The sequence below is a fragment of the Propionivibrio dicarboxylicus genome (genome assembly GCF_900099695.1).
Classification (GTDB): domain Bacteria; phylum Pseudomonadota; class Gammaproteobacteria; order Burkholderiales; family Rhodocyclaceae; genus Propionivibrio; species Propionivibrio dicarboxylicus.
This window is the reverse complement of record NZ_FNCY01000008.1, coordinates 182,412-194,655: the sequence shown is the minus strand read 5'-3', so window position 1 is coordinate 194,655 and position 12,244 is coordinate 182,412. Positions and strand designations below refer to the sequence as shown.

At 52.7% G+C, this 12,244-nt stretch carries 11 protein-coding genes; 7 read left to right on the top strand and 4 right to left on the bottom strand.

Annotated features, from left to right (window positions below; translation table 11 throughout):
- The coding region (locus tag BLR25_RS21545) for a hypothetical protein (protein ID WP_218122715.1) at positions 1-274 on the top strand (274 nt) is incomplete at its 5' end.
- A gap of 118 nt (positions 275-392) precedes the next feature.
- Here the strand turns inward: BLR25_RS21545 and BLR25_RS11455 are convergent.
- From BLR25_RS11455 to BLR25_RS11440, 4 genes are read right to left on the bottom strand one after another with little or no spacing between them, the layout of a single operon-like run.
- Positions 393-701, bottom strand: a complete 309-nt coding sequence (locus BLR25_RS11455) for an integration host factor subunit beta (RefSeq protein WP_091937686.1) — start codon at positions 699-701, stop codon at positions 393-395.
- 53 nt (positions 702-754) lie between these two features.
- On the bottom strand, positions 755-1,387 hold the full coding sequence (locus tag BLR25_RS11450; RefSeq protein WP_091937725.1) for an SOS response-associated peptidase: 633 nt from the start codon (positions 1,385-1,387) through the stop codon (positions 755-757).
- Between the two features lies 1 nt (position 1,388).
- Positions 1,389-2,657, bottom strand: a complete 1,269-nt coding sequence (locus BLR25_RS11445; protein ID WP_091937684.1) for a Y-family DNA polymerase — start codon at positions 2,655-2,657, stop codon at positions 1,389-1,391.
- Positions 2,654-3,097 (bottom strand): LexA family protein, encoded by a 444-nt coding sequence (locus BLR25_RS11440; protein WP_091937682.1) that lies wholly within the window; start codon positions 3,095-3,097, stop codon positions 2,654-2,656. The genes BLR25_RS11445 and BLR25_RS11440 overlap by 4 nt, the downstream gene beginning before the upstream one ends.
- A gap of 697 nt (positions 3,098-3,794) precedes the next feature.
- Between BLR25_RS11440 and BLR25_RS11430 the strand changes: the two genes are divergently transcribed.
- The 6 genes from BLR25_RS11430 (at position 3,795) to BLR25_RS11395 (ending at position 12,194) form a co-directional block, all read left to right on the top strand.
- A complete protein-coding gene (locus BLR25_RS11430) occupies positions 3,795-5,600 on the top strand; it encodes a UvrD-helicase domain-containing protein (RefSeq protein WP_176785853.1) in 1,806 nt (601 codons plus the stop codon).
- A gap of 800 nt (positions 5,601-6,400) precedes the next feature.
- Positions 6,401-7,285 (top strand): sugar phosphate isomerase/epimerase family protein, encoded by an 885-nt coding sequence (locus BLR25_RS11425; RefSeq protein ID WP_091937676.1) that lies wholly within the window; start codon positions 6,401-6,403, stop codon positions 7,283-7,285.
- A 601-nt stretch (positions 7,286-7,886) separates the two neighbouring features.
- Positions 7,887-9,113 carry an MFS transporter gene (locus tag BLR25_RS11420; RefSeq protein WP_091937674.1) on the top strand — a complete coding sequence of 409 codons (1,227 nt, stop codon included), beginning with the start codon at positions 7,887-7,889 and terminating at the stop codon, positions 9,111-9,113.
- Between the two features lie 51 nt (positions 9,114-9,164).
- A complete protein-coding gene (locus tag BLR25_RS11415; protein WP_091937673.1) occupies positions 9,165-9,860 on the top strand; it encodes a DUF4286 family protein in 696 nt (231 codons plus the stop codon).
- Positions 9,861-10,412: 552 nt separating this feature from the next.
- Positions 10,413-11,690 carry an NAD(P)/FAD-dependent oxidoreductase gene (locus BLR25_RS11400; RefSeq protein ID WP_091937659.1) on the top strand — a complete coding sequence of 426 codons (1,278 nt, stop codon included), beginning with the start codon at positions 10,413-10,415 and terminating at the stop codon, positions 11,688-11,690.
- Positions 11,691-11,762: 72 nt separating this feature from the next.
- Complete coding sequence (locus BLR25_RS11395; RefSeq protein ID WP_091937657.1) at positions 11,763-12,194, top strand: C-GCAxxG-C-C family protein; 432 nt, start codon at positions 11,763-11,765, stop codon at positions 12,192-12,194.
- Positions 12,195-12,244: the final 50 nt, after the last annotated feature.

Here is a 12,244-nt window from a genome sequence, read left to right as displayed (position 1 = left end):
TCTCGTTGCCCTCTCTGCGGCTACTTGGGCGCTGCCGGTTTGGGGTGAATTCGTCGGCCTTGTGTTGCCCGAGGGGGATGTGATATCGGTGGGGTTCCCGCCCTACAAGAGAAATGACCCGGATCAAAGGGCCTTCTTTGTCCCACCAGCGAAGATGAGCTTTGCGTTGCCGCCCCCAATCGAACATGACCCGGATCAAAGGCGCTACTCAGGCGCAATTGCAGTTACAAATTGTGGAAATTTCGGCACAGACAATGCCGGCGATCGCGAGTAAAGTGACTTCGTTGCTTCAGCATCCCCTGCTGACAATGTTTGACCCTCCCTGACTCATCGCAATGATGAGATTTATGTCCCGTGCCACACCGGCGCGGGATTTTTTTGTCTGGGATTCGTCAAGCGACCTTTTTGGTCGGAGTTGCGATAGTTGTGTCGATCCGCGCCCGCATTTCTTTGCCAGGCCGAAAATGTGGCACCCATTTTCCCGGCACGGCGACGGGCGTACCCGTTTTTGGGTTCCGGCTATTTCGAGGAGGCCGGTAATTTAGCGAAAAGCTGCCGAATCCTCGGATTTCAATCCGGTCACCTTTTCCGAGTGCTTGAGTAATCGCATCGACGATTTCACGCACTGATGCTTCAGCATCCAGCTGGATCAAACTTGGGAAACGCCAAGCGAGGCGTTCGATCAGTTCAGAGCGCGTCATTCGAACAATTCTACAGTAATACAAAGCCTTAAATGATCATGACGCGCTGGTTTTTAAAGCATTTTCAGCTGCCGCAGCGGTGGCTCTCCGATTTTGTCGATCGGTTCTGCCGACAGCGCACATGGGCTGTGCGCTAGAGCGGCTTCAACCGGTCCTTCCAACCAAGCCGCCCAGCTGTCTTCCGCGAGAATTACTGGCATTCGGTCATGGACCGGTTTCATCACGTCATTGGCCACGGTCGTAACGATACAAACCGTTCTTAGAACTTCTCCGTCAGGGGCCTTCCAGGACTCCCAGAGTCCGGCAAAAGCCATGATCGCTTCTTTGTTCGGTGTAAAACGGTACGGTTGCTTCGCCTTCCCATCGCGCTTCCACTCATAAAATGCCTCTGCGGGGATGAGGCAGCGCCGTTTGTGATAGGCATCACGGAAATACGGTTTTTCTGACAAAGTTTCGATACGGGCATTGATCGGGCGATTCGCTGTCTCCGGATTTTTGACCCAATGCGGCAAGAGGCCCCAGCTGAGCAGATGCAGCACCCGCTTGCCCTCTGGCGAATGGCGAATCACCGGAATATCGGTGCCGGGTGTAATGTTCAGGTTCGCGACGAAGTCCGCGCATTCATCGAGCCCGAAGAATTCGATGAGTTTTTCTGCAGTAACAGATAGGGCGAAACGGCCGCACACGTCAGTAAGCCTCCGGAAGCTCATCCCAACGGGTGGTGAAATTCGGTGATTTCTTCTCGCGTTTCATCGACCACTCTTTCTGCAGGCCTTCGGTAGCGCAGCGCAAGGTCCCCCTGCCCCATACGGCGTTGACGCGATCCATGACTTCCATGAGTCTTTCGTTGTCTGGATTGTGTGCAAAAAGACTGCGCTGAAGAGAAGCGGTTTCTTGAAGATCCATCAGAACTACCCCCGCTTTTTGATAAGCATACCCTGGCCGGTAGATCTTTTTGAGGAGCCAACGGGCGACTTTTATGAGTCGAAGAGTGTCGTCACTGGGTTCTGGCAAAGGGGCCGACAGGCCTTGCTGGTACTGCGGGAGGTGTTCGGCAAAGGGATTGGTTCGAACGTAAACCTGGACAAGACCTGCTTTGGATTGTTGGCGGCGGAGTTTCTCGGCGGCGATGGCCATGTAGCTCGCCACCGCCTGCTCGAGCGGCTCAAGGTCGTGAAGATATTTTCCGAAGGAGCGGGAAGACATGATTTGCTGCTTGTTCGGTGCGATTTCGTCCAGTCCCAGGCAAGAGACGCCGTTGAGCTCGGCGACCGTGCGTTCAAGCACCACCGAGAATTCCCGGCGCAGGACTTTTGCATCGGAGCGCCGGAGCGCGTCGACGTGTGCGATACCGCGTTCTTCGAGCCGCTCGGCGAGTTTTCGGCCAACGCCCCAGACTTCGCCAACGGGAATGCGTGTAAAAAGTTCCTGGATTTCCTGTTCGTTCAACCGGGTGAAGTCACAAACCCCCTCCGCGCCCGTCAGACCTTTTTTGGCGCAATGGTTGGCGAGCTTGGCCAACGTCTTCGTTGTAGCGAAGCCGACGCAAACGGGAATGCCGACCCACTGCCGGACCGTCTGGCGCATGTCGTGGCCGTAGGTCATCAGGTCATAGCGCTGAAAGCCGTCAAAGCCGAGAAAGCACTCGTCGATGGAGTAGATTTCCTGCTCCGGGGCATAGCGCCCCAGGATGCTCATCATCCGGCTGCTGAGATCGGCATAGAGTTCGTAATTACTCGACAAGGCGACGATGCCGTGTCGTCGAGCAAGGTCCTGCATCTTGAACCAGGGCATGCCCATTTTGACGCCCAAGGCTTTGACTTCGGCGCTTCGAGCGACGGCACAACCGTCGTTGTTGGAAAGTACAACGACGGGCCGACCTTCGAGTTTCGGGTTGAAGACCCGCTCGCAACTCACATAGAAATTATTGCCGTCGACAAGGGCAAAGACGCTCATGGGCGCAGGCGATGGATCACGCTAGTGACGACGCCCCAGACCTGTAGCTCCTGCCCCTCTTGCAGGTCGATGGGAGAAAAGTCGGGGTTTTCGGCGAGGAGCCGGATCTTGCCGCCTCGCTTGTAGAGACGTTTGACGGTGAACTCGCCGTCAATGACGGCAATCACGATCGCGCGATGAACGGGGTTGAGGGAACGGTCGATGATCAGGAGGTCGCCGTCCTGGATGCCGGCGCCGATCATCGAGAGGCCCTTGGCGCGAACGAAGAAGGTTGCTTCCCGATGTGGAATCAGATGCTCGTTGAGATCGAGCGTGTCGCAGACATAATCGTCTGCGGGGCTGGGAAACCCGGCGCGAACAGGATGCGCGAAAAGCGGCAGGCGCAGTGGCGGCGAATTTGCCGGGCGGCTCAGCGCCGAGAAAAGAGAAAGCAGAGACATGGTGGTCAGAAAAATATCGGGTACTGTAATTATATACAGGTATCGGCGTTGTAGTCCTCCGGGAGCCTGCGCATAACCACGGAGATGGTCGTTTTGGTTTGGTGCGGCTCGGGTTTCCCGAGCGAGCACCTCTGCGGGCTGGGAAAACTCTCTGCATAAATGGTTATGCCGTATCTGCGTTATTCACTCATGGTGGCCAGAGTGTTCCCCGGCCCCATTTCCGGTGCGGAACCTGCCGTCAAACACCTTCTGGAAGATGTGCCCGAGCGTCTGAGGTGTGTTGCATGGTCAGTCGAACATCAATTTTTCGGCTGAAACACCGCCGTCATTGCCGACGTGTTCACCTTCGGAATTCGGGATTGGCAATCCGATGGCGAAATCGAACGACTTTCGCCCGCCGGCGGTTAGTGATGACGCTGTCAATCCGGAATCGTTGGCGCACTGTTGTATCAGGAGGTGGGCCTTGCGAGCATCGAACACGATGGCGGCGACATTGGCACCGAACGAGGAATCAGAAACACCTCGCAGACTGATTTGCAGCCGTGGGCCAAGAGAGCGTGTGGTGAGTTGAAGCGGTCGATTGGAAGATGCACGACCAGTGTTCGGGCGGCGCGCCGTTGTCGGGAGCGATTTTGGAAATGACTATGCTAATGGTATAATGAATTCATGGCAACGAACTGAATACAAAGGAAAAACAATGAACAACACGACCAAAGAACAACAATTAGTGATTGCGAGCAAAGCCGAAGTGTTGCTCGTCAATGCCTTCGCCGGCACGGGCAAAACTTCTACCCTTGTTCGGTATGCAGAAGCCAACCCCCGCGAACGAGTTCTCTATCTGGCGTTCAATCGTGCCATTGCGAATGAAGCAGGGCAGAAGTTCCCGTCGAACGTGCAAGCCCGGACGACGCACTCTCTCGCTTACGGCAGCTTCGGCGAGCTGTATCGTCCAAAGTTGGGCGAACTGGCGCCGAGCCACCTGATGCGTGCCTACCGCTTCAACGTCATGCTGGCTTCGCAAGTCGTCGAAACCGTGCTGGCCTACGTCCGGTCGGCCGATACCGCCATCGGTCTCCAGCATGTGCCGGAAATCGTGCCAGTCGCCGAGCGCGAGTCTCTTTTACCGCTCGCCACGAAGGTCTGGAAGGACGTGAAGGATCCGTCGAACAAAGACATCCCCATGCCCCACGACGGCTATCTCAAGCTCTATCAACTCACGCAACCGAACCTCAAGAAACGGTTCACCACCATCCTTATCGACGAAGCCCAGGACATCAACCCGGCTACCGCCGACATCGTCCTTCGGCAAGACGTCAAACTCGTTCTGGTCGGCGATCGCCATCAGTCGATCTACGCTTTTCGCGGCGCAAAGAATGCCTTCGAACTGGCAGAGCAAATTGCGAGCGCCAAAAACCGTAAGATCGAACGCCTTGCCCTGACCCAATCCTTCCGCTTCGGTTCCGGTGTCGCCGCCGTCGCCACGCGCCTCCTGCAAGGACTCAAGAAAGAAACCCTTTCCGTCATTGGCAAGGATGGTCTCGACACGTCATTTGTCGTCGATAGGGAAAAGCCCTACGCCATCATTCAGCGTACCAACGCAAAAGTCTTCGCACGCGCCGTCGAACTCCTCGGCAAAAAGTCCTTCGCCATCGTCGGCGCCGAAAACTTCCCGTTTGGCAAAATCGTCGATGTGTTCTACCTCTGGACCGACCGCCTCACCGAAATCCGCGATCCGTTCATCCGCTCGTTCGGCACCTTCGCCAAAATCGAAGAGTACGCCCTTGCCGCTGACGACAAAGAACTCCTCTCCCTCTTTCAGGTCGTGAAGCAGTTCAAGGCCTCCATCCCGACCCTCGTCCCGATGGTCAAACAAGCACTTGTCGCTCAAGATCAGGCCCACATCACCCTGAGCACTGCCCACAAGTCCAAAGGCCTCGAGTTCGACCAGGTCATCCTCGGAGAAGACTTCGAAAACTTCGTCGACGAAGAAGGCTTCGTCCGTGCCGACGAGATGGACGACCTCGACCAGGAAGCCAATCTCGTCTACGTCGCCGTCACTCGCGCCATCAAAGCGATCGAACTCAATTCATCCATCAACAATGTTTTTGCTGCCCTCGATGCCGGCAAAGTAAGAGACGTAAAGGAGCCCTTCGCCAACGACGCCAAAGGTGTAGCGGAAAACGTTTCGGTCGCACCGTTATCTGCGACCGATGGGCTCGATGAGTCCGCGTGGCTCGGCTTCCCCACCTATGGCACCCAGATGCCTGCTGCGACACCAAAATCGGAGAGCCGGGCGGAACAGCTGGCCCAAAAAATTAAGGACAGCATACTTCGGGAAGGATTGATGACGGCAGACGAGATTGCCAGGGATTTAGGCGAAAACGTTCATGTGGTCGCGGCTTTAATCGCCAGGATGATTGGCGCGGGCGGACTTTCAGAAAAACTTTTTAGCCAGTGTCAAAAAGTCGGGTTTTGGCTCAGCGGAGAGGGCGAATTTCTGTGATGGGGCCGATCGATTGTCGTGTTTGATCGGCCTTTCGATGAAATCCCAGAAAACATCCCCGGAAGGATTGGTCCGGGGTAGGTAGGATGCCGATCGAATAATGTAAGGTAAGAGAAACGCCTTGAACGATGTCAGCAGCGCCATCAAGGGCGTGGCGAAGATTTTCGGTGCTTCTTGGCCCAGAGACCAAAGAGGCCGAGTGCAATGCCGGTCATAGCGACGGACGAACCGAGGAGAAAAACAGGGAGAGTCATAACGGATGCCAACCTTGATTATCAACAGTTTCAAATTAACGTGACATTGACATATTGATTAAATCATATCCGTTAGAGCAACCGGATGCAAACCGGGGCGGATTGGCTCTTTTTAAACGATCACGATCGGGCACAAATGCGTTTTGACACCTCTGTAAGGCGGACAAATGCTTCTCTTTCTGATGTTTGTCAAAAGGGGGAGTGTTAGTACCGTGTGCTCTTGAGTCGGGAGCGACAGAGAAATCGGGGTGAAGGTAACGTCCTCAAGGAAAACGTTGTCTCGGAATCACGATGCCAAGTTGCGTCAGGGTTGTCGTAGGTGAAAATACTCGGCCAATTTCCATCCTTGTGCGAAATGCGTTGGGAAAGCCCAGTGATGGGGGCTTCAGTCAATCATCGAGTGCGAACGACGTCATCGCCACTTAGACTGCTGATTCAAACCAAAATTTCGTGTTAATCGCCGCACATTGCCAGCACGGATGCACTAGACTCTCGCTTAACAAGCGCAGTAAATCAAAAACAAGACGGCGCGGCTAGAAAATCTACATGGGGATCAAGATGGATAGTCTTCTGTCGACCAAAGGGGGCTCGTGCGAGTTACGATTCGGCGTGGCACAGTTTGATCACTACGATCCACTGGCGGAAATCGACAAGCTCGCCGAGTGGGGGTTTGATTACGTCGAGCCCGCCGGAGTGAAAATCATGCAACTTAGCGAGACTTCGTTCCGCGAGGCCGTCAATGCGGCAAGAGCCTGCCCAATCCACGTCGAAGCCATGTGTACGTTGTTGCCTGCGGACTTGAAGATCGTGGGCCCGGGTATCGATCTTTCCCACGTCCGCGATTATGTCGGGAAGGCGCTGGCCCGCGCGGAGGTCCTAGGCGTGCGTACGATCATGTTCGGTAGTCCCAGTTCCCGCAATGTGCCGGATGGTTTTTCCAGAGGCCGCGCGTGGGATCAGCTGCAAGAGTTCCTGTTGTGGATGGGAGATGAGATTGTCTGCCACAAATACGGTTTCGTGATCGCCGTGGAACCGTTGCGCAAAGCGGAATCGAACATCATCAATAACGTTGCCGAAGCTTACGACCTAGTGATACAGATAAACCACCCAAAAATCCAGATCGTCGTCGACTTCTTCCATCTCGCGGAGGAAAGTGAGGAACCGACGATTCTAGTGAAGGCAAAAGATAAGATCGCCCACCTGCACTTCGCTAACCCATGGGGCGGCCGCTCCTTCCCCAGTCAACCTATGGAGCATCCGGGATACGCGCCCTTCTTCGCTAATGTCCGTGCCATCGGCTACCGCGGCCGGCTCAGCCTGGAAGCGAATACTACGGACTTTCATGCCGACGCGCCTAGGGCTCTTGCAGCTCTCAGACAGATGGCACTTGCATACCCAAAGGAACCCGTCGGATCGCCAGAGGTGCAATGACGCGTAGTCGATCGAAGTAGTCCTCGGCATTGAGGTCCGCTGAACAGGTCGTTGCAAAAACCGCCTTTGTCAGTGTTGACGCACAAGCGTCTGCTGAGATTCCTCATCCGGACGTTCGCCATTTCATGCGGACAGAACGGCCGAGAAGTCCGGCATTTTTTTGTTGACCAGCTGGGAGGTGTTGCTCAGACCGTGTAATCAACAACGAGCCAACACCGCCAAAGGAAAAACCCGAAGCGTGCCAACGCTTCGGTGCCTAGTAAGGCGAATAGGGGGCTACCAAGCCACTTATGCACACAACGTTTTGTGAGAAGACAGCGAATTCCAACAGTTCGCAGTGCAGAGGCGAGCCAAATCCCCCTCGACTTTCGTGAGGAATGGCTATGGTTCGTGAGTGATCATAGAATTTCGGAGGGGTTCTGGTAACATTGCCATGATATATGGCATATGCTATAAACGATTAGGGAAAATGCAAAACAAAAATTTGTGCTCAACTGTGCAGGATTCCGCACTCAGCGAAGTAAAACATTAGAACGGCCTACGAGAAAAAAGGGCAAATTGACCCGGGGCTGATGCTCTTAGTATTTTTTTCAGGAATTGAATGGAAGCAAATCTTGCAGCAAGACCCCAGACAAGCAAAACTGCTTTCAAAGTTCTAGGAGCCATCAGTTTTTCCCACTTCCTGAACGACACCATTCAGTCTCTCATGCTGGCCATTTATCCCTTATTCAAGATGGAGTTTGGTCTCAGCTTTGCCCAAATCGGAATGATCACGCTGGCATTCCAGTTCACAGCCTCGCTACTGCAACCTGTAGTTGGGTTTTATACCGATCGTCATCCAAAACCTTTCTCGCTTGCGATAGGCATGGGTTGCACGCTGATTGGCTTGCTCGTGCTGTCAATGGTAGCGAGTTTTCCAGCCGTACTGCTGGCCGCAGCATTGGTCGGTACCGGATCTGCGATCTTTCATCCGGAATCAGCGCGTGTAGCACGTATGGCTTCAGGTGGACAACACGGACTCGCGCAGTCAATTTTCCAAGTTGGCGGAAACGCGGGATCCGCCACGGGCCCTCTGCTTGCAGCTTGGATCGTTCTGCCTTATGGACAACGCAGCATTGCCGGGTTCTCATTGATCGCTTTACTGGCGATGATCGTGCTGATTGGAGTTGGTCGCTGGTACCGACAACATCAACGCAAACCATCGATAATTTCGCGCTCTTCTGGAGATGCTCTGCCATCTCTCCATGTCGCTCGTACGTTAACGGTGCTGATAGCACTGATTTTTTCGAAGTTCTTCTACTTAGCCAGTATCAACAGCTACCTAATTTTCTACCTGATGCATCAGTACAATCTTGATACGAAATCAGCGCAGTATCACCTCTTCTACTTCCTGCTTTCAGTAGCTGCAGGTTCGTTGCTCGGCGGCCCAATCGGTGATCGCATCGGACGCAGACAAGTGATCTGGGTTTCCATCCTCGGGGTGGCGCCATTCACGCTATTTCTTCCTTATGTTGGGCCGGATCTTTCGGTGGCCTTAACCATGATCATCGGCTTTATGCTCGCGTCCGCATTTCCTGCGATTCTGGTCTATGCACAGGAATTGTTCCCCGGCAAGATAGGTACGGTATCCGGATTGTTCTTTGGATTAGCGTTTGGGCTGGCCGGAATCGGTGCTGCCGTCCTAGGACAACTAGCCGACCTCTGGGGCATCGTCACGGTGTACAAAATATGTGCATTCCTACCATTGATCGGACTACTCGCGGTATTCCTGCCTAATCTTCGGCAACCTGCTCCTTTGACAACTGCTTCCGAGAAAACGAAGGCTTGAAGAGGAAAAAAGCTCGATGATTCGTCCTTCTATCAACCTTGCGGAGGAAACATGGCACTGTTAGGCGAAGCTGCAATGATTCTGGCGTTTGACATCGCTCCGAATGCAATCTCCGAACATGACCACTGGCACTCGCACGAGCATCTTCATGAACGGATGTCGATTCCCGGTTTCCTGCGAGGCTCGCGATGGAGTTCAAAAGACAGTAGCCCTCGTTACTTCGTGATGTACGAGGTCAGCGATCTTGAAACGCTTTCCGCTTCGCCATATCTCGATCGGCTCAACAACCCAAGCGTGTGGACGGCGAAGATGATGAAGTACTACCACGGCATGAACCGTGGATTCTGCCGCCTCGTATTCAGTGGCGGTTATGGTTTAGGAAGTTACTGTTTACTGCTCCGATTCAGCCCTGACCCAGAACATGAAGTCGCGTTGCGCGATTGGCTCGCACGTAAAGCCTTGGCTTCGCTGCACAAAAAAACCGGACTAGTGAGCGCCCATCAGTTTGAGGCTGCGCTTACTCCCGAAATGACGAAAGAACAACGCATCCGCGGCAAAGACAGCGGCGTGGACTGGGTTCTTTTGGTTACCGGCTATGACAAAGATGCCGTTGGAGAACTTGCAGCAGCCGAACTTTCCGTTACCGAACTCGAACGCCATGGCTGTATCAACCTTGTCTCGTGCATTTACCAGATGGAGCATTCGCTCTCGAGAACCGAGATTGAGATTCCTGATTCAACAGATTAAAGATGTGGAAAACGATGCTTACAGGGAACTCATCCGACAAGGGGAATATGGGAATAGACCGCGCGAAACAATCGAACAGATGGCTTCAGAATCTTTTCGGGTGGCAGAAATCATTCGACGATTTCACGAATTTTTCGAACCGAGTCACTATGTTTTCGGATGCAGAGAGCCTGCAATGCCTGTCTCTGCTGGGCTGGGAACACTCAACCTGACCGGAGATTACCTGTGCCGCAGCAGCGCCAAGGTTGGTGCGGGCAAGTTCAGGCCGTTTCGACCGATGCAACCGGCTTAGCGTGCTTTATTTTCCGTTTTCTGAGACGCCCCCTATTAAGGCGTTCTCTGCAGAATAACGAAAGTTGACCCAGATAAAATATAAGCATACCCTTAATTAGCTGGCATATTCGATTTTCGCTGCATGCTGTATCCATGGCCGTTTTTGCTAGCTGAGGCGGCATTTTCTACGCCCATAAAATCTCAATCGAAAACAAAAGAGAGGCAACCAAGCAATATTTGGCATTCCAAATTTTGTCAACTAAACGACAGGAGGAGTCAATGGCTCACATTGTAATCATTGGTGCCGGTATAGGCGGCATGGCAATGGCGTACGAAATGCGCGCCTTGGCTCGCAAGGAAGATCTTGTAACCGTTGTATCAAACACTCCTAAGTTTCATTTTGTTCCTTCGAATCCTTGGGTCGCAGTCAATTGGCGTAATCGCGACGAGGTTGAACTTGAAATTGCCCCCTTACTGAAAAAACGAGAGATCGGTTTTATTGCTTCTGGCGTCAGCCGCATTCGCCCAGAGAACAATTTGTTGGACCTCGATGATGGTCGTGAACTCGACTACGATTTCTTAATCATTGCAACAGGACCGAAGCTGGCTTTCGACGAGATAGCGGGATTGGGTCCGAATGGATATACCCAGTCGGTTTGCAACATTGACCATGCGATGCATGCGCAGGAAGAGTGGAGTAGATTCGTCGCTGATCCTGGCCCCATAGTCGTTGGAGCGGTACAGGGGGCGTCTTGTTTTGGTCCTGCCTATGAATTCGCAATGACAATGGAGACTGATCTTCGCCATCGCAAGATACGTGATCGTGTACCAATGACTTTCGTTACCTCTGAACCGTACATCGGACATCTTGGACTTGGTGGCGTTGGTGATTCAAAAGGAATGATGGAATCGATACTGCGTGAGAAACACATCAAATGGATATGTAATGCAAAAGTAACCAAAATCGAGCCTGGTAAGATGTGTGTTACAGAGCATGACGAGGATGGGAAGCCCAAAAGAGAACACGAACTACCCTTCAAATACTCGATGTTGCTTCCAGCATTCAAAGGGGTTGATGCTGTATTTGGAATTGAAGGGCTAACCAATCCACGTGGCTTTATTTTGATCGACCCGCATCAGCGCAACCCGAAGTATCAAAACATTTTCGCTGTGGGTGTCTGTGTCGCCATCCCCCCGGTTGAAGTGACGCCTGTCCCTACAGGTACTCCGAAAACTGGGTATATGATCGAGTCCATGGTAACCGCAACAGCACACAACATTGCCGAAATTATTGCAGGTAGGGAACCGAAAGAAAGAGCAACATGGAATGCAGTCTGCTTGGCTGACTTTGGCGACTCTGGTGCCGCATTCGTTGCACTTCCGCAGATTCCTCCGCGTAACGTAAATTGGTTTTCACGCGGAAAATGGGTACATCTTGCGAAAATCGCCTATGAAAAATACTTCATGCGAAAAATGAGGCTAGGAACTACGGAGACTGTGTATGAAAAAATCGTCATGGATGCTCTTGGCATTATGAAGCTGAAAGAGAAAAAGTGATTTTCATATGACTGAATTGCCTCGACAATTCCAAACAAGCAGAAAACACATAGGTGCTTGAGAACTAATACCATGAAAAGAGAAGAACAAGCGGTTGAACTTTTTTTACAAAAGCATACCTGTAGCCAGTCTATCTTCATTCCTTTTTGTGAGCCTGGCGTCATGAAAAAATTGGACGCGATGAAGATTTCTACCATTTTTGGTAGTGGAACCTGCGGGATTGGCACAGGACTGTGCGGCACAGCTAGCGGGGCACTTCTCGCCATTTCCATGAAACACGGAATGAGCAACCATGATGATCTTGAAGCCAAAGCTCATACATATGCTCTGGGGCAGATATTCCTGACCAAATTCAAGGATCGAATGACAGCCTGTTCTTGTGAGGGGATTTTAGGCGTAACGGTAGGCTCGTCCGAGCATAATGAGAAATTCCAAGAGTTGCGGGCGACACGATGTGTTGATGCAGTAAGAGCAGCATCTCAAATTTTGGAGGATGTGCTGTGACTGGTAAAGGCAAGACGTCCTTTAATCTACTTGGCATCTAAATCACTCAC

Bases quoted from the DNA above. Each gene is read 5' to 3' on its own strand.
- BLR25_RS11455 (WP_091937686.1), bottom strand. From the start codon at position 701: ATGACGCGCTCTGAACTGATCGAACGCCTCGCTTGGCGTTTCCCAAGT.
- BLR25_RS11445 (WP_091937684.1), bottom strand. From the start codon at position 2,657: ATGAGCGTCTTTGCCCTTGTCGACGGCAATAATTTCTATGTGAGTTGC.
- BLR25_RS11440 (WP_091937682.1), bottom strand. From the start codon at position 3,097: ATGTCTCTGCTTTCTCTTTTCTCGGCGCTGAGCCGCCCGGCAAATTCG.
- BLR25_RS11430 (WP_176785853.1), top strand. From the start codon at position 3,795: ATGAACAACACGACCAAAGAACAACAATTAGTGATTGCGAGCAAAGCC.
- BLR25_RS11425 (WP_091937676.1), top strand. From the start codon at position 6,401: ATGGGGATCAAGATGGATAGTCTTCTGTCGACCAAAGGGGGCTCGTGC.
- BLR25_RS11420 (WP_091937674.1), top strand. From the start codon at position 7,887: ATGGAAGCAAATCTTGCAGCAAGACCCCAGACAAGCAAAACTGCTTTC.
- BLR25_RS11415 (WP_091937673.1), top strand. From the start codon at position 9,165: ATGGCACTGTTAGGCGAAGCTGCAATGATTCTGGCGTTTGACATCGCT.
- BLR25_RS11400 (WP_091937659.1), top strand. From the start codon at position 10,413: ATGGCTCACATTGTAATCATTGGTGCCGGTATAGGCGGCATGGCAATG.
- BLR25_RS11395 (WP_091937657.1), top strand. From the start codon at position 11,763: ATGAAAAGAGAAGAACAAGCGGTTGAACTTTTTTTACAAAAGCATACC.